19 protein-coding genes and 1 pseudogene are annotated in these 22990 nt (G+C 70.4%); 13 read left to right on the forward strand and 7 right to left on the reverse strand.

Translation table 11 applies throughout. The features are described from left to right. Positions 1 to 276: 276 nt before the first annotated feature. Positions 277 to 924, reverse strand: a complete 648-nt coding sequence (locus ACWIF2_RS12360; RefSeq protein WP_454360115.1) for a superoxide dismutase — start codon at positions 922 to 924, stop codon at positions 277 to 279. Between the two features lie 159 nt (positions 925 to 1083). Here ACWIF2_RS12360 and ACWIF2_RS12365 point away from each other — a divergent pair, with 159 nt between their 5' ends. Next, positions 1084 to 1503, forward strand: a complete 420-nt coding sequence (locus ACWIF2_RS12365) for a hypothetical protein (protein WP_454360116.1) — start codon at positions 1084 to 1086, stop codon at positions 1501 to 1503. Next, positions 1500 to 3692 (forward strand): tetratricopeptide repeat protein, encoded by a 2193-nt coding sequence (locus ACWIF2_RS12370; RefSeq protein ID WP_454360117.1) that lies wholly within the window; start codon positions 1500 to 1502, stop codon positions 3690 to 3692. Before ACWIF2_RS12365 ends, ACWIF2_RS12370 begins: the two co-directional genes overlap by 4 nt. Here ACWIF2_RS12370 and ACWIF2_RS12375 read toward each other — a convergent pair whose 3' ends face one another. Continuing rightward, a complete protein-coding gene (locus ACWIF2_RS12375; protein WP_454360118.1) occupies positions 3693 to 5078 on the reverse strand; it encodes an amino acid permease in 1386 nt (461 codons plus the stop codon). Between the two features lie 402 nt (positions 5079 to 5480). Between ACWIF2_RS12375 and ACWIF2_RS12380 the strand changes: the two genes are divergently transcribed. Then, entirely contained in the window at positions 5481 to 6059 is a 579-nt protein-coding gene (locus ACWIF2_RS12380; RefSeq protein WP_454360119.1) for a biotin transporter BioY, read from the forward strand. A 112-nt stretch (positions 6060 to 6171) separates the two neighbouring features. On the opposite strand, the gene ACWIF2_RS12385 is transcribed toward ACWIF2_RS12380, so the two are convergent. Further along, a complete protein-coding gene (locus ACWIF2_RS12385) occupies positions 6172 to 6918 on the reverse strand; it encodes a hypothetical protein (RefSeq protein ID WP_454360120.1) in 747 nt (248 codons plus the stop codon). Positions 6919 to 7158: 240 nt separating this feature from the next. Here ACWIF2_RS12385 and ACWIF2_RS12390 point away from each other — a divergent pair, with 240 nt between their 5' ends. Further along, entirely contained in the window at positions 7159 to 9156 is a 1998-nt protein-coding gene (locus tag ACWIF2_RS12390; protein ID WP_454360121.1) for a protein kinase domain-containing protein, read from the forward strand. A gap of 108 nt (positions 9157 to 9264) precedes the next feature. Here the strand turns inward: ACWIF2_RS12390 and ACWIF2_RS12395 are convergent, their stop codons facing one another. Then, entirely contained in the window at positions 9265 to 10746 is a 1482-nt protein-coding gene (locus ACWIF2_RS12395) for an amino acid permease (protein ID WP_454360122.1), read from the reverse strand. Between the two features lie 279 nt (positions 10747 to 11025). Here ACWIF2_RS12395 and ACWIF2_RS12400 point away from each other — a divergent pair, with 279 nt between their 5' ends. Together ACWIF2_RS12400 and ACWIF2_RS12405 are read left to right on the forward strand one after the other, a co-directional pair. Further along, positions 11026 to 11523, forward strand: a complete 498-nt coding sequence (locus tag ACWIF2_RS12400) for a ribose-5-phosphate isomerase (RefSeq protein ID WP_454360123.1) — start codon at positions 11026 to 11028, stop codon at positions 11521 to 11523. A 770-nt stretch (positions 11524 to 12293) separates the two neighbouring features. Further along, complete coding sequence (locus tag ACWIF2_RS12405) at positions 12294 to 13106, forward strand: Fpg/Nei family DNA glycosylase (RefSeq protein WP_454360124.1); 813 nt, start codon at positions 12294 to 12296, stop codon at positions 13104 to 13106. 55 nt (positions 13107 to 13161) lie between these two features. Here the strand turns inward: ACWIF2_RS12405 and ACWIF2_RS12410 are convergent, their stop codons facing one another. Continuing rightward, a complete protein-coding gene (locus tag ACWIF2_RS12410) occupies positions 13162 to 14424 on the reverse strand; it encodes a GNAT family N-acetyltransferase (protein ID WP_454360125.1) in 1263 nt (420 codons plus the stop codon). Between the two features lie 162 nt (positions 14425 to 14586). Between ACWIF2_RS12410 and ACWIF2_RS12415 the strand changes: the two genes are divergently transcribed. From ACWIF2_RS12415 to ACWIF2_RS12435, 5 genes and pseudogenes are all read left to right on the forward strand, one after another. Continuing rightward, positions 14587 to 15765, forward strand: coding sequence for a PP2C family protein-serine/threonine phosphatase (locus tag ACWIF2_RS12415; protein ID WP_454360126.1), 1179 nt, complete (start codon positions 14587 to 14589; stop codon positions 15763 to 15765). Positions 15766 to 15832: 67 nt separating this feature from the next. Further along, a complete protein-coding gene (locus ACWIF2_RS12420) occupies positions 15833 to 16231 on the forward strand; it encodes a hypothetical protein (RefSeq protein ID WP_454360127.1) in 399 nt (132 codons plus the stop codon). A 118-nt stretch (positions 16232 to 16349) separates the two neighbouring features. Beyond that, positions 16350 to 16514: a hypothetical protein gene (locus ACWIF2_RS12425; protein WP_454360128.1), complete on the forward strand. Its 165-nt coding sequence runs from the start codon at positions 16350 to 16352 to the stop codon at positions 16512 to 16514. A 136-nt stretch (positions 16515 to 16650) separates the two neighbouring features. Further along, the gene (locus ACWIF2_RS12430) at positions 16651 to 17106 is read left to right on the forward strand and encodes an HD domain-containing protein (RefSeq protein WP_454360129.1); all 456 of its coding nucleotides are present in this window, start codon (positions 16651 to 16653) and stop codon (positions 17104 to 17106) included. A gap of 71 nt (positions 17107 to 17177) precedes the next feature. After that, a pseudogene (locus tag ACWIF2_RS12435) lies at positions 17178 to 17489 on the forward strand (DUF6177 family protein); the annotation flags it as partial. A 94-nt stretch (positions 17490 to 17583) separates the two neighbouring features. Here the strand turns inward: ACWIF2_RS12435 and ACWIF2_RS12440 are convergent. Beyond that, positions 17584 to 18765, reverse strand: a complete 1182-nt coding sequence (locus ACWIF2_RS12440; RefSeq protein ID WP_454360130.1) for an acyltransferase family protein — start codon at positions 18763 to 18765, stop codon at positions 17584 to 17586. A 623-nt stretch (positions 18766 to 19388) separates the two neighbouring features. Here ACWIF2_RS12440 and ACWIF2_RS12445 point away from each other — a divergent pair. Together ACWIF2_RS12445 and ACWIF2_RS12450 are read left to right on the forward strand one after the other, a co-directional pair. Next, entirely contained in the window at positions 19389 to 19583 is a 195-nt protein-coding gene (locus ACWIF2_RS12445; protein WP_382493725.1) for a hypothetical protein, read from the forward strand. 102 nt (positions 19584 to 19685) lie between these two features. Then, positions 19686 to 21959 (forward strand): protein kinase domain-containing protein, encoded by a 2274-nt coding sequence (locus tag ACWIF2_RS12450; RefSeq protein ID WP_454360131.1) that lies wholly within the window; start codon positions 19686 to 19688, stop codon positions 21957 to 21959. A 281-nt stretch (positions 21960 to 22240) separates the two neighbouring features. Here ACWIF2_RS12450 and ACWIF2_RS12455 read toward each other — a convergent pair whose 3' ends face one another. Continuing rightward, positions 22241 to 22636: a hypothetical protein gene (locus ACWIF2_RS12455; protein ID WP_454360132.1), complete on the reverse strand. Its 396-nt coding sequence runs from the start codon at positions 22634 to 22636 to the stop codon at positions 22241 to 22243. Positions 22637 to 22990: the final 354 nt, after the last annotated feature.

Here is a 22990-nt window from a genome sequence, read left to right on the forward strand (position 1 = left end):
CGGGGTCTGGCACGCACATCTGCCGCGTTGTCGTCGGTCGCCGACGCTCCGCGTCGACTCCCTCCTCCGCCTTGCAGCCGCACGCACCAGACCCCGCTCACGGCGATGACAAGCCGCTGCCGATTCCCTGCGACCTGATCCAAACGACAGGCCCTAGCCCACGCACGGGAAAGCCCCCGCGAGTCACGTCCTCGCGGGGGCTTCCTTCTTTCCGCCTGCCGCCGTGAAGGGTGAGAAGACGATCACGAGGCAGGACGCTTCATACGGCGGGCGGCCTCAGGGGGCCAGCAGCAGCACGTCCGCGCGGGACTTGGCGGCCTCGTAACGCCGGGCCACGTCCTGCCAGTTGACGACCTGCCACATCGCCTCGATGAAGTCGACCTTCTGGTTCTTGTACTGCAGGTAGAAGGCGTGCTCCCAGGCGTCGAACACGAGGATCGGGGTGGCGCCCTGGCCGACGTTGCCCTGGTGGTCGTAGACCTGCTCCACGATCAGCCGCCCGCTCAGCGGCTCGTAGGCGAGTACGCCCCAGCCCGAGCCCTGCGTCGTCGCGGAGGCCTTGGTCAGCTGCGCCTTGAAGTTCGCGTAGGAACCGAAGGACTCGGTGATCGCGTCCGCGAGCTCACCCACGCCGTCAGCGGCCAGCGGCTCCCCGCCACCGTCCTTCGGGCCGGTCATGTTCTGCCAGTAGATGCTGTGCAGGATGTGCCCGGAAAGGTGGAAGGCCAGGTTCTTCTCCAGCCCGTTGATCGCCCCCCAGGTCTCCTTGTCCCGCGCTTCCGCGAGCTGCTCCAGCGTGTCGTTGGCGCCCTTCACATAGGCCGCGTGGTGCTTGTCGTGATGCAGCTCGATGATCTCGGGACTGATCACGGGGGCGAGCGCGGAGTAGTCGTACGGGAGCTCGGGCAACGTGTAGACCGGCAAGGCAAGACCCCTTCGAACCTCTTATTGCAATTAGCTTGCAAGTGCAGGCTAGCAGCATCAAGACGGTGGAGGTGGGAGGGTCGCACACGTTGCGTGAATGCGTTCGGCAGGGGCCGAGAACGCGATCTACCATCGGTGTGTACGCGACAGGGGGATGCCGTGGGACCGGAGATGGCCGAGCTCGCCAGGACGGCGGGCACGACGATGGTGACGCTGATGGCCACCCAGGCCTGGGAGTCCACGCGCGAGGGCGTTCTCGCCCTGTGGCAGCGCTTCCAGTCCGACCGCGCCGACACCGTGGGCGGTGAACTCGAGGCCACCCGCGAGGACCTGCTCCTCGCCCGCGAGTCGGGAGACACCGACACCGAGGCCGAGCTCACCGCCGAATGGCAGGCGAGGCTGCGCCGGCTCCTCGTCGCCCGGCCCGAGGTCGCCGACGAACTCCGCCGGATTCTCGCCGAGTTGAACCCCGAGCCCCCTCAGACGCAGACGGCGGTGGACGTCCGGCTGCGCGCCGAGGTCTCCGGCAGCGGCCGGGTCTACCAGGCCGGACGCGACCAGCACATCACCGAGCGATGAGCGAACTCGGCGCTCGGGCCTCGGGGCAGGGGCGGATCTTCCAGACCTCCGGCGACCAGTACATCGAGGAACACCACCATCACTACGACGCCGGCGCCGGCGGACCGCTGTTCGGACGCCAGACCGTGTCCCCGGCGGGGGCCGGTCCGGCCGCTCCTGATTCCGTACGGATGCCGCTCGTCGGCCGGGCGCCCGGCGTCCTGCGCGACCGTGCGGAACTCCGCAAGGCGCTCGTCGCGGCCCTCGCCGGACCCGGTGGCGAGGTCCACGTCGTGCACGGCATGGGCGGCTGCGGCAAGACCGCGCTGGCGCACTGGCTGTTCAACGAGGCGGTACGCGAACACGGCCGCGTCGGCTTCTGGGTCAACGCGTCCGAGCTGATGTCCCTGCGTGCCGGGATGCTGGCCGTGGCGGGTGATCGTGGTGCGGCCGCCGGCGAGCTGGCCGCCGCGGCAGCGGGGCAGCGCGCCGCCGCCGACCTGGTCTGGCACCACCTCGACCACTCGGCCGACCCCTGGCTGCTCGTCCTCGACAACGCGGACGACCCGGCGGTCCTGGAGGCCGGCGCGTGGCTGCGCACCAGCCCCCGGGGCACGGTCCTGGTCACCACCCGGCATGCCACCTCGCCGCTGTGGCGGGGGCCGGGCGTGCGCCGCCACGCGCTGGGTGTCCTGCCGTTGCGGGAAGCCGCCCAGGTGCTGTGCGACCTGGCGCCGGACGCCGGGGACCTGGAGTCCGCACAAAAGGTCGCTGAGCGCCTCGGCCGGCTGCCGCTCGCGCTCACGCTGGCCGGGTCCCATCTCGCCCACCAACTTCTGGAGTCGTGGTCCATGGACGAGTACGACCGCAAGCTCGGTGAGGAGTCGACGGCGATCGTCGACCGGGGCGCGGCCGGGCACGGTGGCAGCCAGTCCCGTCAACTGGTCGGCCGCACCTGGCAGTTGTCGCTGGACGCGCTGGCGGACCAAGGACTTCCCGAGGCGACGACACTGTTGCGGTTGCTGTCGTTCCTGGCCGCGGACCCCCTGCCGCTGAGCGTGCTCGTACCGGTGGCCCGGGGAGAGGTGACGCTCGACGGTCTCGAACCCGCCCTTCCCGCCGAACAGTTGGAGCCGTCGCTGAAGGGGCTGATCGACCACTCGCTGGCCGAGCTGGTCAGTGTGGAGGGGGCGCGCTGCGTGCGGGCCCACGGAGTGCTGCTCGACAGCGTGGCCCGGGGAGTGCCGCGGGAGCGGCGGGCGATCGTCGCTGAAGCGGCGGCCTCGCTCCTGGAGGCCGCGCTGCCCGAGCTGGGTTCCGACTCTCCCGAGTCGCGGAGCCGCCTCGCACTGCTGGCACCGCACGCGACGAGACTGCTCGCGCAGGCGGCGGACGCGCGGACCGCGACGCTCGCGGTGCGGGTCCTGCGGCAGGTCTACGACTCGGGGGACTACGCGGGAGCACTGGCGCTCGCGCCCACCGTCGTCGAAGCGGTCCGGGGCGTCCTGGGCGCCGAACACAGGCTGCTCCTGGACGCCCGGCACCTGCAGGGCACGGCGCTGTTCCGGATGGGACGGTTCGCCGAGGCCGAGGCAACGCACCGCGAGGTGCTGGAACGCCGGGAGACCCTGCTCGGGGACGACGACGCGGACACGCTGCACAGTTGCGCCGCGCTGTCCCAGTCGCTCGATCTGCTCGACCGGGACGAGGAGGCCGAGGCCTGGGCCAGGCGGGCGCTGGACGGCTACCGACGGACACTGGGGGAGGACAGCGCGGAGGCGCTGTTCATCTGGTGCGGGCTGATCGAGATCCTGCCCCAGCTCGGCAAGGAGAGGGAGTTCGCGGAGGAGGGCCCCGCGCTCGTCGAGGCCGCCGAGCGTGCCCTGGGCCCGGACCACCCCACGACGGTGCTGGCCCGGCACGACTACGCGGGCGGCCTGTTCGAGTTCGGCCGCCATGCAGAGGCCGAGCCCCTGGCGCGCCGGGTGGTGGCCGACCGGACCCGGCTCCAGGGCTCGGAGCATCCCCTGACCTTGTCGGCCACCTCCCTCACCGCCCGCATCACCCAGGGTCTGGGCAGGACCGACGAGGCCATCGGGATCATGAAGGAGTTGTCCGAACGCCGGGCGCGGGTGCTCGGCCACGAGCACCCGTTCGCCGCCCACGACCGGGCCTGGGTCGCCACCTGGCAGGCCGAGGCCCGGGGCTGATCAGCCCTCGGTCCGGGCACGCGCCTTCTGCCACGCGTACCCGACGGCCGCCAGGACCAGCATCATCGCGCCCGTCGAGTACAACTGCACCCGCGTGTCCGGCTCCCGGGCCATCAGGACGAAGACCGCGGCCATACCGGCCAGGGCGACCCACGTCAGCCACGGGAACGCCCACATCCGTACGACCAGCTTCTCCGGCGCCTCGCGCTCCAGCCGGCGGCGCAGCCGCAACTGCGAGACGGCGATGAAGATCCAGACGACCAGGATCACCGCGCCGATCATGTTCAGCAGCCAGGCGAAGACGTCGTTCGGCCGCCAGTAGCTCAGCAGCACGCACAGGAACCCGAAGACGGAGGACGCCAGTACGGCGATCCGCGGCACCCCGCCCGAGACCCGGCCCAGCACCTTCGGGCCTTGGCCGCGCTCCACCAGGGAGTAGCCGATGCGCGAGGCGCCGTAGACGTTGGCGTTCATGGCGGACAGCAGGGCCACCAGCACGACCACGTTCATCAGCTGTCCGGCGCCGGGGATGCCCAGCTCGTCCAGGGCGGCGACGTACGGGCCCTTCTCGACGACCTCCTTGGAGTCCCACGGCACCAGGGTGACGATGACGGCCATCGAGCCGACGTAGAACAGCGCGATGCGCCACATCGCCGTACGGACCGCGCTCGCCACGCCCTTGACGGGGTTCTCCGACTCGGCCGCCGCGATGGTGACCGTCTCCAGGCCGCCGTAGGCGAAGACCGAGGCGAGCAGGCCGATGACGAGGCCCTCGCCGCCGTTCGGCATGAAGTCGGAGAGGTGGCTCGCCCCGGGCGAGTCCGTGCCGGGCAGGACGCCGGCGATCGCCAGGACGCCGAGCGCCAGGAACAGGGTGATCGCGCCGACCTTCAGGGCAGCGAACCAGAACTCGAACTCGCCGAAGTTCTTCACGGCCGCGAGGTTGGTGCCGCAGAAGACGACCATGAACAGCGCCACCCACGCCCACTCGGGGGTGCCCGGCAGCCAGCCGCTGACGATCTTCGCGGCCCCGATGCCCTCCAGGCCGACGGCTGTACAGAGGAGCACCCAGAACGCCCACCCGGCGGTGAATCCGGCCCAGGGACCGATCGCCCGCTCGGCGTGCGCCGAGAACGAACCCGACGAGGGATAGGCGGCCGACATCTCGCCCAGCATCCGCATCACCAGCATCACGAGGAGACCGGAGAGGGCGTAGGCGACCACGATCGACGGACCGGCGGCGGCGATACCCGCACCGGAGCCGACGAACAGACCGGCGCCGATCACCCCGCCGAGGGCGATCATCGACAGGTGGCGCTGTTTCAGGCCATGGGAGAGGGAGGCGTCGTCCGTGCTGGGCGGCGTCCCGGTGGTGGTGCTGGGCATGGGCGCGGCTCGTCCAATGCGTGAGAGGCGAGAGAGGGCAAAAACGCCGCCAGTCTGGGCGGTCCCCTCGCCCGGGAGGAGGGGTGTCCAGCATGCGGACACCCGGAACGCACGCCGTGAGGCTTCGTGAACGGAGGGTTGACGACCGTCGTGGAAGTCGTCGGCATCCGTCCTGGCAGGCATTTGGCGAAACCCTACAGTCCGCTTCACCGTGGGGTCCGTGACCGAACCCTCGCTGCCTCAGTGACCGGCATCACGTCGCGCTCGGTGTAGCGCCCAGCTTTTGTCAGGAGCCAACCAACCGCGCGTCAGCGCCTTTGTCGAGCGCTGACGGTGATCAGGGCGAGGGCGCTGGGATAGCGTCGCCGTGTCCCGACCGACCCTCACCCTCGCGGAGTCCCCATGAGCACCGCCGCCGTCCCCGTTCGCACCGGACAGGTCCTCGCCGACCTGCTCCCCTCCTCTCGTGTCCGGGACGCGGCCCTCGTGCTCGGCGGCGCCGCGCTCACCGGCCTCGCCGCCCAGCTCTCCGTGCCCGTGCCGGGCTCCCCGGTGCCGGTGACCGGCCAGACCTTCGCCGCGCTGCTCGTCGGCACGTCCCTCGGCGCCGGCCGCGGCCTCCTCGCGCTCGCGCTGTACGCCGTCGCGGGCGTCGCGGGCGTGCCGTGGTTCGCGCAGGGCACCTCGGGTGTCGCACCCTCCTTCGGCTACATCCTGGGCATGATCCTCGCCGCCACCGTCGTGGGCGCCCTGGCCCGCCGCGGTGCCGACCGCTCGATGCTGCGCATGGCGGGCACGATGCTGGTGGGCGAGGCGATCATCTACGCCATCGGCGTCCCCTACCTGGCCCTCTCCACCGGCATGTCCGCCACCGCCGCGATCGCGGCCGGCCTCACGCCGTTCCTGATCGGCGACGCGCTGAAGGCGGCGCTGGCGATGGGGGCGCTGCCGACGGCGTGGAAGCTCGTCGACAAGCGCTGACGCGACGGTCGCGCACGAGCACACGAGCACACGAGAGGCTCGCCGGGTTTTCCCACCGCCCGGCGAGCCTCTCGCGCGTCATGCCACCGTTCCCGGCGGCGTCGCGGCCGGTTCAGCTCTCCTGGCGCCCCGGCACCCGCTGCCGGGACCACCACATCCCCGCCGCGCCCGCCGCGACCAGCGCCGCACCGGCCGCGCCCAACGGCAGCAGATCACGTGCCGAGCCGGTCTCCGCCAACTCCTTGCCGCCGCCCGGGGACCCCTTGCCGCCCGGGGACACCGGCTTGTTGTCGGTGCCGAGCAGCAGGGGCGTGGCCGGGGCGTCCGGCGACGGGTTGGTCGTGCCGAACGGCACCGGCCCCTGCTGCCAGAACGTCTTCTTCCCGTCGCCGGTCTGGACGGGCAGACAGATCTTCCCGGCCTTGCTCAGGTCGTAGGTCGCGTCGACGGCGTACGACTTCGACTTACCGGCCGCGAGATTGTCGACGGGGCAGGCGAAACCGCTGTTCGAACCCTCGGGAAGACCGTTCTCGGGTATCGCGGAACAGCCCTCGACGTTCTTGACCACAAGCCCGTCGAATCCGACGACCAGCAGCCTGATCTTCCCGCTGTCCTTGCTTCCCGTGTTCTTCACGGTGGCGGTAATCGCGGTCTTTTTCGAACCGTTGTCGACGGAGATCTTCTCGGGCAGCAGCGTGGTGAGCTTCACCCCCGCCGGAGCTTCGTCAACCACCTTTCCGCCCTTGCTGCTTGCGGGTCCTCCGTCCTCCGCCCCGGCGGTGCCGGAAAGGATCAGCACCGCCGAGAATGATGCCGCGACCAGCGGCCCCACGACCACGGCCGTACGACGAGAACTCATGTTCGCCCCCCTTGTGTCCCCCTGGCTGCGCCTGAATTCGCAGCACTGAAAGAGGTACCACAAGATTTCGCCGCACTATCCTGGTACGGCGCGAAGTGTGACCGTTGTGTTTCACTGGAGACGGTCGCGGCGTCGTGGAGGGGGTGCAGCGGATTGCCGGGGAATGGGAATAGCGGCGGTGTTCCAGGGATATTGGTGACGGGGCGCTATCGGTTGGTCGAAAGTATCGGCCAGGGGGGAATGGGGCGGGTGTGGCGAGCCGCCGACGAAATACTCGACCGGCCGGTCGCCGTCAAGGAAATGCGGATCGACGGTATCGACGCGGAGGACAACAGGACGCGCCGCGAACGCACCCTGCGCGAGGCCAGGGCCACGGCCCGGATCGACCACCCCAACGTCGTACGGGTCTACGACGTGGTCGACGAGGGCGAACGTCTGTGGATCGTCATGGAGTTGGTGGCAGGCCGCTCCCTCGAACGAATCCTCGCGGAGGACGGCCCCCTGAGCCCCTGCGAGACGGCCCGGATCGGGCTCGGCCTGGTCGCGGCGCTGCGCCAGGTGCATGCGCGGGGGGTCCTGCACCGGGACATCAAGCCCGGGAACGTCCTGGTGGAGAACGCGGCCGGTCCGGCACGCCGCGGCGGCACAGTTTCCGGCCAGAGCCCGGGCCCGAGCTCCCCTGAACGGCGCGTCGTCCTCACGGACTTCGGCATCGCCGCGATCCAGGACGCCAAGGCACTCACGATGGTCGGGATGCTGGTCGGCTCGCCCGACTACATGGCCCCCGAGCGCATCTCCGGCCGCCCCCAGGGCCCGCCCTCCGACAACTGGTCCCTCGGCGCGACCCTCTGCGCGGCCCTGGGCGGCCGCTCCCCCTTCAGCCGCGACACCACGCTGGCAACCCTGCACGCGGTTCTCTACGAGGAACCCGAACTCCCCGCCGCATCCGGCCCGTTGCGCGACATCCTCACAGCCCTCCTGAAAAAGGACCCGTCGACCCGCCCGACCCTGGACGACCTGGAAACGGCCCTGGAAGCGGTGGCGTTCCCCGCGCCTACGCCGACGGTGTCGGTGGGCCGGGAACAGGCCGGCCTCGAGGACACCTTGGGGGGAGGGGGCCTTGACCTGGCACAGCCACACCAAGAAACGGAACCGGAACCGAGGCTGGACCCGGAACCTGCACCAGAAGGCATCCCGGAACCAGGGCTCGTGCAGCACCAGCAACGTGCGACGGAACCGGAGCCCGAGGAGGAACACCAACCAGCCCCGCGACCCGAGCAATCACCCACCCCGGCTCACGCGCAAGCCGCCCCCCAGGACCCCCGCCAACCCGCCCCCGTCCTGGACGTGACCCCGCGCCCACGTCCCGGCCACCACCCCACGACCACGACCACCGTTCCCACCACGGAAGCCGCCGCGAAGGCGCAGCCGCACGCGGTCCGTTCCGACAGCCGCGCCGCCACCAACACCCCCCGCCCGAGCCCCGTCTCCCTCACCCGCGCGCAGGCGGCCACCGAGTGCCGCCCGCACCCCGCACCGCCACCCTCGCCGATGCCGCCGGGCGAACTCCCCGGCCCCGCCGTCCCGGCCGTGTCCCGCCCCCGCGCAGGTCACCGCCGTACGGTGCTCGCCGCCGCGGCGGCCACGGTCGCGACCGCGGGTGCGGTCGTGGGAATCCTGCTGGCGACGTCGTCCGGCTCCCCGGACGACAAGGACACGCGCGCGGGCTCCTCGGCCTCCGCACCCCAGACCACAGGCACCACCCCGACACCCAAATCCACACCCACCGTCGCGGGCACATCCCGGCCGCAGAGCCTGCCGCCGGGCACGCACCGGGAGGCCGGCGGGTTCGCCTGGGCGACTCCGGACGGCTGGCGGCGGGATGTGAAGACGGGCGCGGAGGTGCACTACACCTCCCCGGACGGCGCCCAGGAACTGGTCGGCAAGTCGGCCCTGGCCCGCGGCGACCTCCTGGAGACCTGGCAGACCTCGGAACGCAACGCCCACCAGGGCCAGGACTACCGCAAGGTCCGCCTGGAGGAGACGACGTTCCGCGGCCACCCGGCGGTGCTCTGGGAGTACACCTTCACGCTGGAGGGCGTCCGCTGGCACGCCCGTCTGCTCGGCTTCAACGTGGGCGGCAAGTCGTACCAGGTCAACACCTGGTACCAGTCGGGGATCGAGGAGGAGGCCCTGAGCACGTACGAAAAGGTCAAGGACAGCTTCACGGTGCTGTAGGGACGCAGGGGGATACAAAAAGGGGCCTGCGGTGCGCGTCCTGAAAGAGGAACACGCACCGCAGGCCCCACACAACGAAGGGACGAGGAAGAGGCGAGCGCCCGCCGGTCAGCCGGCCGAGACCTCGTCCCGGTCCTCGTCCGGAACCTGGACCCGCGCGGCGTCGGCGCCCCGACGACCGCCGCCCCGGTGCTTCACGAAGGCGATGACGAGCACCACGGCCGCGACGAGCAGCGACAGCAGAATGGTCTGGCGCCCGTCGTGCTCCGTGTCGGTGAGCATGTAGCCGAGGATGAACACGATCAGTCCGGCCGTCGCCCAGGTCAGATACGGGTACAGCCACATCTTGACCACGAGCTTCTCCGGGGCCTCCGCCTGGATGATCTTCCGCATCCGCAGCTGGGAGAAGCAGATCACCAGCCACACGAACAGGGCGACCGCGCCACTGGAGTTCACGAGGAAGAGGAAGACGGAGTCCGGGAACTTGTAGTTGAAGAAGACCGCGACGAAGCCGAACGCGACGGAGGCGAGGATCGCCGTCCGCGGCACACCGTTGCCGGTCGTGCGGGCGAAGGACTTGGGCGCGTCGCCGCGCTGGCCGAGGGAGAAGGCCATGCGGGAGGCGGTGTAGAGACCGGAGTTGAGACAGGACAGCACCGAGGTCAGCACGATGAAGTTCATGATCTGACCGGCGTGCGGGATGCCCAGGGAGTTGAGCGCGGCGACGTAGGAGCCGTCGTCGGTGATGGACTTGCTGTCCCACGGCAGCAGGGCCACCACGACGAAGATCGAGCCGAGGTAGAAGACGGCCACTCGCCAGATGATGCTGTTGGTGGCCTTGGTGACGGCCTGCTGCGGGTTCTCGGACTCACCGGCGGCCAGGGTGGCGATCTCGCTGCCCATGAAGGAGAAGACGACCAGGAGCACACCGGTGAGGATCGCGCTGGCGCCGTGGGGCAGGAAGCCCCCGTGCTCGGTGAGGTTGCTCAACCCGGCCTGCTCACTGTCCACGCCGGGCAGCAGCCCGAAGACGGCGAGCCCACCGATGACGATGAACGCGGCGATCGCGACGACCTTGATCCCGGCGAACCAGAACTCGAACTCGCCGTACGACCCGACGGAGACCAGGTTGGTCGCGGTGAGCACCAGCATCACGATCAGGGCCCAGGCCCACTGCGGCACGGCCGGGATCCAGCCCTCCAAAATCACGGCACCGGCGGTCGCCTCGACCGCGAGCACCACGACCCAGAAGAACCAGTACAGCCAGCCGATGGAGAAACCGGCCCAGGGGCCGAGCGCGCGGTCGGCGTGCGCGGAGAAGGAACCCGAGGTCGGGTTGGCGGCGGACATCTCACCGAGCATCCGCATCACCAGCACCACGAGCGTGCCGACGAGGGCGTACGACAGGAGAATGCCGGGGCCTGCGGTGGCGATACCGGAGCTGGACCCCACAAAGAGCCCGGCGCCGATGACACCGCCGATGGCGATCATGGACAGATGCCGGTTCTTGAGCCCGGCCTGCAGCCCGGAGCCGCCGCCGGGTTCTCCGGGGTCGTTTCCGGTCGTCTTCAGTGTCGGCTGCGAGGTCATGGAACGGATTTCCTTTGCGCCGGGGAGCTGTTCTTCCGTACGGAGCCGCACCAGCCGTACGAACGGGGTGTGTCGCGGCATGACGGTGTACGGGTCCTCGTACGAGCGGGTGTACGAGCCGGTCCAGTGAATCTGAGGCGAACGGCTAGGAGAACCTCTGAATCCAGATTGTTACTTGAGGTTTTCCTGAGCTTCCGTAATGCGGCTCACATTCGCCCAGGGTTTTCATGAGCGCCACCCCGCGCGCCTGCCCCGAAACACCCGTGTCACACTCATCCCATGCGCGTGTACCTCGGCTCGGACCATGCCGGCTACGAACTCAAGAACCACCTCGTCGACTGGCTGAAGGCGGCGGGTCACGACCCCGTCGACTGTGGCCCGCACATCTACGACGCCCAGGACGACTACCCGCCCTTCTGCCTCCGCGCGGCGGAGCGGACGGCCGCGGACCCCGAAGCGCTCGGCGTCGTCATCGGCGGTTCCGGCAACGGCGAGCAGATCGCGGCGAACAAGGTCAAGGGCGTCCGCGCGGCCCTCGCCTGGAGCGAGGAGACGGCGGCCCTCGGCCGCCAGCACAACAACGCCAACGTCGTCGCGGTGGGCGCGCGCATGCACTCGCAGGACGAGGCGACGGCCTTCGTCGAGAAGTTCCTCGCAACGCCGTTCTCGGGTGACGAACGTCACATCCGCCGAATCGACATGCTCGACGCATACGAAACGACGGGCACCCTCCCGGCCATCCCCTCCCACCACCCTCAGCAGGCCCCGAACGCCTGAGCACAAGCCCACACGGTCCCACCGCGACCTCGACCCGGGCACGCCTCAGGCACGCTGCGAGACCAGGACCGAGCCGCTCACAGCTCCAGAGCACGAGCCCGGCGCGGGGCACTGGGACTCAGCCAGCGGCTGGCGGGGTCCAGAGGGCGCAGCCTCCGGCAGGGCCCAGAGGGCTCCAGAGGCCTCAGCCTCCGGTGGGGTCCAAAGCTCAGCCCCCAGGCGGGGTCCGAAGGCTTCAGCCCTCGGTGGGGTCCGAAGGGCTCAGCCCTTGGCTGGGGGTCCAGAGGCCTCAGCCTCCGGTGGGGTCCAAAGGGCTCAGCCTCCAGGCGGGGTCCAGAGGGCTCAGCCCCTCGGCGAGGTCCAGAGGCCTCAGCCCTTGGTGGGGTCCAAAGGGCTCAGCCCCCGGGGCGGGGCTCAGAGGGAGCAGCCCCCGGCGGGGCCCAGAGGGAGCAGCCCCCGGCGGGGCCCAGGGGGCGCAGTCCCCAGTGGGTCCAAGAGGCTCAGCCCCCAGTGGGTCCAGGGGGCTCAGCCCCCGGTGGGGTGCAGGGGCGGAGCCCCGCGAGGGGTGCGGGGGACGCAGTCCCCGCCGGGGTTCGGGGCGGAGCCCCGATGTCTTTCGACCTCTGCCCCTTGACCAACCGATTCGGGTGGGTGGGTGGGAAAGCTCCCCACGGGGTCCGGGGCGGAGCCCCGAGGCCGTTCGAGTCCAGCCCCTTGACCGACCGAGTCGGGCGGGCGGGTGGGCAAAGGCGACATTCACAGGAGAACCCGTGCCAGAAGGCCACACCATCCACCGCCTGGCCCAGGACTACGCCGCCGCCTTCCTCGGCACAGCCCCCAACACCACCAGCCCCCAGGGCAAGTTCACCGACGCCGCGACCATCCTCACCGGCACGGAACTCACCCACACCGAAGCCCACGGCAAACACCTCTTCCTCGGCTTCCGCGACACCGACTGGATCCACATCCACCTCGGCCTCTTCGGCAAGGTCACCTTCGGCCCGGCCCCCGCACCCCCACCCACCGACACCGTCCGCCTCCGCCTGGCGAACGACACCGCGTACGTCGACCTCCGGGGCCCCACCACCTGCGCCCTGATCACACCCCCGGAGAAGCAGGCGATACACGACCGCCTCGGCCCCGACCCCCTCCGCGAGGACGCCGACCCGGACACCGCGTACCGCCGTATCGCCCGCAGCCGTACGACGATCGCCGCCCTCCTCATGGACCAGAAGGTCATCGCGGGCGTAGGAAACGTCTACCGCGCGGAGGTCCTCTTCCGGCACCGCATCGACCCGTACCGCACCGGCAAGGACATCACCCCGCCCGAGTGGCACGCGATCTGGACCGACCTGGTCGAGCTCATGCACGAAGGCGTCCGCAACAACCGCATCGACACCGTCCGCCCGGAGCACACCCCGGAGGCGATGGGCCGACCGCCCCGCGTGGACGACCACGGCGGCGAGGTGTACGTCTACCGCAGGGCCAACCAGCCCTGCCACCTCTGCGGCAACGACATCCGCACCGCAGACCTGGCCGCCCGCAACCTCTTCTGGTGCCCCACCTGCCAAAACCGCCCCTGAGAGACCGGAGCCGGAACAGGAGCCGGAACCGGAACAGGACCCGGAACCCCCAACCTCAGAAGCCGTACGGCAACCACGGCTCCAATCCGCCCGCCCCGAACCCCAGCGAGGCCTCCGCCAACGCCCCCCGCCGTACCTCCCGCACCCGCCCCGCCGCCCCCAACGAGGCCAGCGAAACACCCCCGAGATACGCCGCGCTCAATTCCCGTACGGACAACGCGACATCAGCCGCATCCGCCGTACGCTCGCACGACGCCCCCTTCGCATCCCCGCTGAGCCGCCAACGCCCGGTGTTCCAGGGGCAGAACGCGTCCTCCACCTCGAACACCACATCCACCGGCGCCTGATACGTCCGTGCCTCCAGCGCGGCCCCCAGCTCCACCGGCCGTACGTACAGCGAATCCCCCACCCGCGTCCGGCACCGCCGGATGTCGGACACCCAGTGCCGCCACGCGTCGTCCACCGGCCGCCCCCGCCCCCGCACCACCAGCGACGACGTCAGGTCGATGCTGAACAGGAACCGCCACAGCGCCGCGTCCGCCGCGGGGTCCAGCGCGGCCGTATCCTCCAGGATCACCGTGCCCTCGGGCCCGGCCGCCTCCCAGCCCGGCTTGACGCGGTACCGCGCGTACCCGACCGTCTCGCCGTCCCGCTCGGCGACGACGCACTGCAGCGGCGACGCCCCCTCCCTGTCGCCCTCCGGATCGAGCAGCGGGAGCCGCTCCCAGCCCGGCTGCCGGGCCAGCATCCCGGGCCGCGACGGCACCAGCCGGGCGTACACCGCCTCGCACGCATCGAGGACATCGGCCGGAACGGCGTACCGCACACGTACGTCATCCGTACCCGCCGGCAGCGACGTGAGCCGCACCCGGGCCGTGTCGATCTCGGCGTTCAAGTGGAAGGTGGCGCACCCGTATCCGAACCGGCCGTAGATCGCCGGCTCGGAGGCCGTGAGCACGGCCAGCGGCTCACCCCAGGCACGGACGTCGTCCAGCTGCCGCCGCATCATCGACGTCAGCACCCCGCGCCGGCGATGCGTGGCGGCCACGCTGACCATGGTGACGCCCGCGGCCGGCACCGAGGCGCCGCCGGGCACCGTGAGCCGGAAGCTGAACGCCCCGGCCGTCCCCACGCACTCGTCCCCGTCCCAGACACCGAGTGAACGGTCGAGCTCGGTCAGCGAGTTCCACAACTCCCGTTCCTCGGCGGACTCCGGCACCCCGCCGAAGCCCCGGATCAGGGTGTCGTACCACTTGTCCCAATCGTCCCGCCGCAGTACCCGCAGGTCGGTCGCGGAGCCGGTCGCGTCAGTCGCCATGGACCATGCCTACCAGGGCAATGAGGGACGAGCGAGGGAATTTCTCCCAGGTGGCGGCGGGGCGGCGCGCTGTGAAGTTCACTGTGAAGTCGGCCCTCGGACGGGGGACAAGTGGGACCTCCCGTGCCAAGCGGCTGGTCCGATGGATAGGGTCCCGAACTAATGGCATCAGGACGAGAGCGGCGCGCGGAAGCCGACACGTTCACGGCCCGGTTGAAGAAGCAGTGGCACCGGGCCCGCGTCGGCGTGCGCCGAGCCGCCGTGGACTACTTCCGCGGCGACGGCTCGGACTGGATCGCCCTGGCCGGTCTGCTCCTGACCGTCCCGCTGATCGCGGCGGCGACGCTGGCGAACTCCGTGTGGTTCTCGCCTGCCGCGCTCGTCCTGCCCGTCGTCGTGGGCGGCCTGCTGCTGCGCCCGGCCAGCCTGCTCGGTCTGTACGCGGCGGCGGCCACGGCGCTGATCGTGGAGTCGGTGCGGCTGGGCCCGTACACGGAGGGGCCCTCCAGGGTCACTCCGGGCATCGTGCTCGTGGTCGCGGCCTGCGGCTTCTTCGGACTGCTGCTGGCCCAGTTCCGCAGCCGGGTCGGTGTGCCCTGGCGGCGCGGCGGCACCATGCTCTTCGACCTGCGCGAACGCATCCGGGTGCAGAGCCAGCTGCCCGACCTGCCGGGCGGCTGGCACCAGGAGATGGCGCTGCGCCCGGCGGGCGGCCAGTCCTTCTCGGGCGACTTCGTGGTGGCGGCCCGTACCAACGGCGGCCGTACGCTCGAGGTCGTCCTCACCGACGTCTCCGGCAAGGGCATGGACGCGGGCTCCCGCGCCCTGCTCCTGTCCGGCGCGTTCGGCGGCCTGCTGGGCTCCCTCCCGCCGCACGCCTTCCTCCCCGCCGCCAACGGCTATCTGCTCCGCCAGGACTGGGACGAGGGCTTCGCGACCTCCATCCACCTCGTCCTCGACCTGGACTCCGGCGACTACGAGCTCTACTCCGCCGGACATCCGCCGGGCCTGCAGCTCAGCGCGGGCACCGGACGCTGGGAGGAGAAGGCGGCCGAGGGCCCGCTCCTCGGTGTCTACGACGGCGCCCAGTTCGACCCCGTGAAGGGCTCGCTGCGCTCGGGCGACGTGCTGATGCTGTTCACGGACGGCCTGGTGGAGACCTCCGACCGCGACATCGTCGAGGGCATCGACCGCCTCACCGGCGAGGCCGACCGCTATGTGGCCGGCGGCTTCCACGGCGCGGCCTGGCACCTCATCGAGGCGGTGGCCAAGGACGTCAACGACGACCGAGCCCTCCTGCTGATCTGCCGAGAGGGCCCGACGTCGGCGTCCGCCCGCTGACGCACTGCACTGCCGACCCAACACGTGGTCAACTGTCGCCGGGCCGAAACACCGCAGAATGGACTTCATGGGCAGTGAGAAGCCGATCACGTCACGCTTCGAAGAGAATGTGCAATTCAAGCAGGTGGCAGGCCCGGAGACGTACAGCGTCACCACGGACGGGCCCGTCAAGTACTTGAGCGTCGCCGACCATACAGGCACTGTCATCGGTTACGTATGGGCGAACGACGAGGACGATGCGGCTGGCTGGGTCGCGCCGCCGGGTCTGTCGGCCAACGCCGTAAATGCCGGCGGTAGGTGGGTGCGGGCTCTGCGGGCAGGGAAGGAACGGCAGCTCGCTCCCAGCGCCCTCCTTGCCGAGCTGGCGCGCGGCGTGAAGGACGGCAAGCAGAGCCATGCGGTTCCGGGCCCTCTCTCTGAGGCGCCGACGCTTGCCGTTCTCGAGGAGAAGGCGTCTGGTGGCTGAACTCAGCCGGTAAGGACGCCCGGCCGCCTCCGAATCAGAATCCACGAGACAACAGCATGACCAACCCCGTGCACTCGCATCCCGACCTTCCGGAACCCCCGGATCCGACCTTCCCGATGTGCGGGTTCTGCGGAGGGCCCTCTTCGTCTTCGCGCCGTTGACGCTGCTCCGCAACGTCCTCGCTGTGCGCAAAGTGAAGAAGCTCTCCCGCCGGGACCCCTCGGCCCGCGCTACGGCCCCGGCGTACCGTTACGCCGACGACCTCGCGCGTACATCGCCCTGATCCCCGTGCTGTGGGTGCTCTTCATGATCGTGACGGGGTTGTCCGGAGGGGCGTGAGAACCGTCGGGGACCGCTGTACCCCACAGTTGTACTCACGGCACGTTCATGTCCTATGTTGCGAAGCTAGGGGGATCGCCATGCAGCAGAAGTTGAGTCTCGACGAGGTTGAGGCCGTCGCTCGCGCCGCGCACGTCGGGCAGACCGACAAGGCAGGACGGCCGTACGCTGAGCATCTGTCGGCCGTCGCCGAAGGCGTTCGTGCCCGGGGCGGAAGCGACGAACTGGTCGCCGCCGCCTGGCTGCACGACGCTCTGGAGGACGGCGTCCTCAGTGAGGAGTGGCTCGACGCGGCCGCGCTCACGCAGCACACCAGGGACGTCGTACGAGCCATGACCAAGCGGCCGGGGGAGGAGCCGGAGGCGTACGCCCGCCGGATCCTGGCCACACCGGGCGCCCGGTTGGTCAAGGCGGCCGACCTCGCGCACAACGCCGACCCCGGCCGCCTCGCAGCCCTCGACCCGCATACCGCCGGGCGCCTCACGCAGAAGTACGCCGTCATGCGAGAACACCTCGGTCTGGCTCCGGGCGACTGATCACGGACGCGACCGCACGTACGACAAGCGCGCAGAGCACCTACGGGCACTCACGAGACGTATCTGTGCTCGCCACTGCAGAGGCCCTGGCCACCCGGCATGATCTGCAGTCCATGCTGGTCCAGGTCCGCCGGGCCCGCCGGGACCTGTCCGTCCCGCCTCACTTCGAAGGCCCCGGTGTTCCCTACGCCTTCGTCCTGGGCGCCGAGGAGGTCCGCGAGATGCCGGGCGACCGGGCCCGACGCACCCCCCTTGCCGAGGCTCCGCGAGAGCTGGGCCCGAAAACCCGTCCGGCTCTGTACTACGCGTTTCCGGGCAACCCGTCCGACCTGTCGGGCTGGCAGGACTTCGAGCGCCTGATGAGACACCTGAAGGGCAGCTAGTTCCTCGCCCGGCCGACGCCGCGACCGACCTGGGCAAGCAGACGGCCCCGCACTCTCCGACGAGTGCGGGGCCGTCCGTACGTGCACAGGTGGGTCAGCCCACGGCCACCTTCTCGCGCTCGCGCCGCTCGCCGCTCTGCCGCTCGCGGGCGACCTCGGCCGCGTCCCGCTTGAAGGCCCATTCCATCTTCGGCTCCATCGCGAACCGGAACATGCGCTGCACCGGCTTGGTGCACAGCACCGTCACGACGGCGGCCGCGAGGACGGTCACGGCGATCTGCCCGGCCGGGTGGTGGAACCAGCTCGCCTCGAACCAGCCCTGGTAGTCGCCGGCCTTCACGAGGAAGCCGTGCAGCAGGTAGCCGTAGAGCGTGCCGGCGCCGAGCGCGGTGAACCACATGTGGCGGCGCGGCACCCAGGCGAAGAAGCAGGCGGTCAGCACCAGGGAGCAGCCGAACATCGCGAGCACCATCACCGGACCGGCCCACCACGGGGCGCCCAGCTCCTGCGCCGAGTCACGGTGGTAGAACCACGCGGTGTTCATACGCGGCACGGCCCACCAGCTGAAGGCCAGGGCGGCGGCGAACACCGGCACCGAGGCGATCCGCACCGAACGGCGGCGCACCATCTGGAAGTGCTCGGGCTTCATCACCAGGCCCAGCACGAAGAACGGCAGGAACTGCAGGACGCGCTGCAGGTCCAGGTCGTCACCGATCGACGGGGTGACGGTCGCCAGCATCGCGAGGCCGAGCGCGAGCGGCAGCGGCCAGCGCACCATGTTCCAGATGGGGGTCGTCAGCCGCCAGATGAACAGCGCCACCAGGAACCAGGTCAGGTACCACGGGTCGAGGAGACTGATGTCCTGCCCCGGGTCGTCGTCGATCCACCGCTTGAAGAGCGGGTAGGCCGTCTCGAAGATGATGTACGGCACCGCCACGCCGGTGATCAGGCGCTTGAGCCGGTCGGGCCGCATGTCGAAACTGCGCGAGAAGTAGCCGGAGATGAGGATGAACGCCGGCATGTGGAACGCGTAGACGACCTGGTACGCGGCCTCGAGTATCCGGCTGTCGCCCTTGAGCGGCTCCCAGGCGTGGCCCATGGCCACCAGCACGATCGCGAGGTACTTCGCGTTGTCGAAGAACGCGTCGCGCTGCTTGCCGTTCTGCTTCTTCTGGGGGCTCTGCGGCGAGCGCGGGCTCGGCACTCCGCCTGCCGGCGACTGTGCCGGGGGAAGTGGCGCCTTGCGGTCGCCGTTCGGTCGCAGCGAGTTCGTCACAGACCCTCCCACCAGGAACTCGGGGAGACGATCCGGGACCTCGCTGCGCTTGCGGGGGACGAGGCAGCGTGGAACATCTGAGGCACCCTAGCCTTCCCTGCGGCTATTCGTAAAACGCCGGACGTCATTCCTGGCTATTCGCTGTGGGTACCCCGGATTTCGGGTAGTTGACGTCACTGTCGGCGTGATGACCAACACATCTTCGGCGCCGAGTTGCGCTCGTCACAGGTGCCCTGCTTGTCAGGATACTTCCGGACTAAGCGGTGCATAAGACCAGCAGGCGACTCCAGTGGAATGTCCACTTCCGTGCTCATCAGGAGTCTCACCGCAGGGTTGTTGAGGAGCCTTGGGCAGTAATTCGAATTAGCTGCGAACGCGTTGTGTGGAGACGGAAACGATCCGACCGAATTCCCTGCGCGGGTGGCCCATCGAATTGCCGTACGAGTCCCTGCCGTCGGGTCCCCTCCCGCACGCGACGTACACGGACCCGGACGACACCGGGAGGGCCGATGCGTCACCGGCCGCATAGCCCGGCCGCGTTGGTGGCACGATGGTTCTGGCGGGGGTGCGCCGAGGCGCGCCCCCGGGCCGGGAGAGCGGACCGACCGAGGGTGTGATCAGTTGTGGCCATTTCACTGTCTGTGGTGCTGCTGTTGGCGATCATCCTTGTGGTGTTGCTGAGAGGGGGATCCATCAAGGCAGGCCCCGCGATCGTGGCGATCCTCTTCGGCTTCTTCCTCGCCTCGACCGGCATGGCCCCGTCCATCAACCGGTTCCTCAACTCGATAGCGGAGACGGTCAACTCCATCAGCTTCTGACCGGCCCCGGTCGCACCCTCCCGGGCCGGTGCCACGGGCCCGCGGGGCGTGCGGATACCCTCCTCCCGACGGGACGGTGCGTGACGGGGGGAACGTACGGGGATGGCGCTGCGCGATTCTGACCCCGCGGAGGTGGGCGGCTACCGCATCGAGGACCGCCTCGGCTCCGGCGGCATGGGTGTGGTCTACCTGGCCCGCTCGGCCTCCGGCCGCCGCCTCGCCGTCAAGGTGGTGCACGGCCAGTACGCCGACGACGACGAGTTCCGCGCCCGATTCCGCCGCGAGGTGGCCGCGGCCCGACAGGTCAGCGGTGCCTTCACGGCCCCCGTCGTGGACGCGGACGCCGACGCGTCCCGCCCCTGGATGGCCACGCTCTACATCCCGGGTTCGGACCTCGGCACCCACGTCCGCGAGCACGGCCCGCTCTCCGTGCCCCGGCTGCGTGAACTCGCCGCCGGCCTCGCCGAGGCGCTGCGCGACATCCACCGCGCCGGAGTCGTCCACCGCGATCTGAAGCCGGCCAACGTGATGCTCGCCGAGGACGGCCCCCGCGTCATCGACTTCGGCATCTCCCGCGCCGCCGAGTTCGCCGCCGCCGACGTCCTCACCCAGACCGGCCGCGTCATGGGCACCCCGCCCTTCATGTCGCCGGAGCAGTTCTCCTCCCCGCAGGACGTCGGCCCGGCGGCCGACATCTTCTCCCTCGGCTCGGTCCTCGCCTACGCCGCCACCCGCCGCGGCCCCTTCGACAGCCCGAGCCCCTACGAGACGGCCGTCCGGGTCGTCGAGGGCGAACCGGCCCTCTCCGGCGTACCGGACGAACTGCTCCCCTTCGTGCGCCTCTGTCTGGAGAAGCACCCCAAGTCCCGGGTGACCGCCGACGAACTCCTGACCCTGCTGCGCGACGGAGTCCCGGCCGCCCCGCCCCAGGCCGTCCCGCCTCCGGCCGCCGAGGAGCGGAGGATCGTTCCGCCCCGGCGTGACCCCGCGACCGCGCCGACGCGTGACACCCCGCTCGACGACCGGCCGCCCGAGCCCGCCGGGCCGCCCGCTGGTCCGCGCGCCGGCCGCGGACGCCGCTACCTCCTCGCAGCGGTGGCCGGGACGGCCGTGGCCGCCGTACTGGCCGCCGCCACCGTGGTCCTCACCGGCGCCCTCTCCCGCGACGACGATCCCGGCCCCCCGGCCGCCGTCCGCAGCGACCTCCCCGACGGCTGGAAGCCCTGGGCCACCGCGGCGAAGGCCCCCAAGGGCAGCGAGCGCCTCCTGGGCGGCGCCGGCGGCTCCCTCGCGGGATGCGCGGCCGTCGACACGTCCTTGGTGTGCGCCGGCGCCAACCTCATGGCGACCCGCTTCGATCTCGCCGACGGCCGCAACACCTGGGGCCGGCCGGTCGACCCCACACCCCGGGGCTCCTCCAGCGACGAGGGCGCGCTCATCGGCAGTGACGACGGCCGCGTCTACGCCTACGAGGCCGAGGCGGGGGAGACGGCGGAAGGCGTCCGGTTCGGCTACACGGTGTACGCCCTGGCGGCAGGCACCGGCAAAGAAGTCTGGCGGACCACGACCGGCACCGGTGAGCTGGCCACCGCCCCCGACAGCACGCGGGACTCCGCCACGGCCGTCCCCGAGGGCGTCGTCACCTTCTACGGCTCCGCGGGCGACCAGTACGCCCTGCTCGACGCCGAGACCGGCGACGTCCGCTGGAAACGCCCGAAGCCGACCACCCCGGACGCCCAGGCCGACTGCCTGCTGCGCTCCGCGGCCGGCCGCGCCTACCTCGTCTGCGCGATCGGCCTGTCGGAAAGCGGAGCCTCCCGGACCACCGTCTCCCAGATCGACCCGGCCACCGGAAAGACCCGCTGGACCGTCGAGACCAAGGGCACCCAGTACCTGCTCGGCCAGCACGACGGACGCCTGGTCCTCGCGGACACCTTCGCCAAGGACCGCGGCCTGACCCTGATCGACGTCTCCTCACGCGTGCTCACCGTGCGACGGCTGGCGCAGCCCCGGCCCGAGGACGCGCAGGCGTACCTGATCCGCGGCACGGTCTACTTCACGCGCGACAGCGGCGGCATCCGCGCGGTCTCGCCGCGCACCGGCCGGACCCTGTGGGAATCAAACTCCACCGTGGAGAAGCCGGGGCCCCCGACCGCCTCCGCCACCCATCTGTACGTCGCCTCTCCCAGCGGCCGCCTGGCCGCCCTGGACGCGAGCTCCGGCGAGGTCGAGGCCACCCGGCCCGGCCGCGACGACGGCGGCAGAACCGACAGCATGCTCGTCACCTCGGGCGCCCCCCTCGTCCTCGTCGGCGACGCCCTGTACGTCCCCTACGGCGCCCGCTCCGTCTACACGGTGGACGTACGCGATCTCTGAACCCCTGAAACACCAGCGAAAAACACCTCGGGCCCGGTTCCGAAGAACCAGGCCCGAGCCATTCAGAGCGGGCGACGGGAATCGAACCCGCGTAGCTAGTTTGGAAGATCGCGTATGCGGTATCGAGCAGAGCGGGTGAGACGCTGACCTGTGCATATCTGGGGAAGCCTCCGATACTCCCCGTCGTTCCCCGCCAGTTCCCATCTGATCGGGCACGCGAGGGGCACACGTGTCTCGCCCCGAGGCCGCCAGGCTTTCCACCGTCCGCTGTGCGAGGCCCCTCAGTCGTGCGAAAGGAGCAGGGCGCAGAGGATCGCGATGATGATGATTTCCTCCCCCACCTGTCCCCCTCCCCTCGCAGAGAGTCGTTCTTCGGTGAGACCGACTGCGTTGGTGAGCTCGCGGGCCTTGACGAGGTCTCCAGTCACGATCGCGTTCTGGAGGGCGAGGTGTTCCTTGGGATGGCTCTCGAACGACGAGAGCAGGGTCCGAAGGTCGTTTGTCGCAATGGTGATCTTCTCAGGGTCGAGGTGGTCAGGCAGGTGGACCTTGAACACCCGGGTTCCAGACGCTCTCACACCGTTGCTGCTGTGAGGCAAGTCATCGAAACCGACCACGAGCTTCACGTGATCATTCGCCGTCATGAGGCGAGCCTTTCTGTCTCCGATGGCTGTCACGCTCACAATGAGTTGACCTGAGCAGGGTCGCCACTGGCATGTGCCAAGGGAGTGAAGGGCTGGTGATCGGCACAGTCCTAGGTCGGCGGAGCGGCTTTGGGCGGGAGCTGCCATGGGGCGAGTGATCATGGCCCCGTAAGCTTCCGGCGAGTCGGGCAGTCTGTGGACCTGCCCGTTAAAGCACGACGTTGGGGCCATGATCTTCGAGGCTCGCCCCATGGTGGCTGCCTAAAGCCGTGGAGCCGACCGCCCCAGCCACAGAGGGTTTCTCCCACTCGATGTCCGCAGCTCGCTAGCGCGCCGCCGGGCGCGGCCAGCCGGGGCGCAGACAGGAGGCAGGCCGCGCCGCAGAGG

The sequence above is a fragment of the Streptomyces sp. NPDC055506 genome (assembly GCF_053643595.1).

Coding starts and splice junctions, on each gene's coding strand:
- ACWIF2_RS12375 (WP_454360118.1), bottom strand. CDS start 5,078: ATGCCCAGCACCACCACCGGGACGCCGCCCAGCACGGACGACGCCTCC.
- ACWIF2_RS12380 (WP_454360119.1), top strand. CDS start 5,481: ATGAGCACCGCCGCCGTCCCCGTTCGCACCGGACAGGTCCTCGCCGAC.
- ACWIF2_RS12450 (WP_454360131.1), top strand. CDS start 19,686: ATGGCGCTGCGCGATTCTGACCCCGCGGAGGTGGGCGGCTACCGCATC.
- ACWIF2_RS12400 (WP_454360123.1), top strand. CDS start 11,026: ATGCGCGTGTACCTCGGCTCGGACCATGCCGGCTACGAACTCAAGAAC.
- ACWIF2_RS12390 (WP_454360121.1), top strand. CDS start 7,159: ATGGGGCGGGTGTGGCGAGCCGCCGACGAAATACTCGACCGGCCGGTC.
- ACWIF2_RS12430 (WP_454360129.1), top strand. CDS start 16,651: ATGCAGCAGAAGTTGAGTCTCGACGAGGTTGAGGCCGTCGCTCGCGCC.
- ACWIF2_RS12420 (WP_454360127.1), top strand. CDS start 15,833: ATGGGCAGTGAGAAGCCGATCACGTCACGCTTCGAAGAGAATGTGCAA.
- ACWIF2_RS12370 (WP_454360117.1), top strand. CDS start 1,500: ATGAGCGAACTCGGCGCTCGGGCCTCGGGGCAGGGGCGGATCTTCCAG.
- ACWIF2_RS12410 (WP_454360125.1), bottom strand. CDS start 14,424: ATGGCGACTGACGCGACCGGCTCCGCGACCGACCTGCGGGTACTGCGG.
- ACWIF2_RS12385 (WP_454360120.1), bottom strand. CDS start 6,918: ATGAGTTCTCGTCGTACGGCCGTGGTCGTGGGGCCGCTGGTCGCGGCA.
- ACWIF2_RS12415 (WP_454360126.1), top strand. CDS start 14,587: ATGGCATCAGGACGAGAGCGGCGCGCGGAAGCCGACACGTTCACGGCC.
- ACWIF2_RS12395 (WP_454360122.1), bottom strand. CDS start 10,746: ATGACCTCGCAGCCGACACTGAAGACGACCGGAAACGACCCCGGAGAA.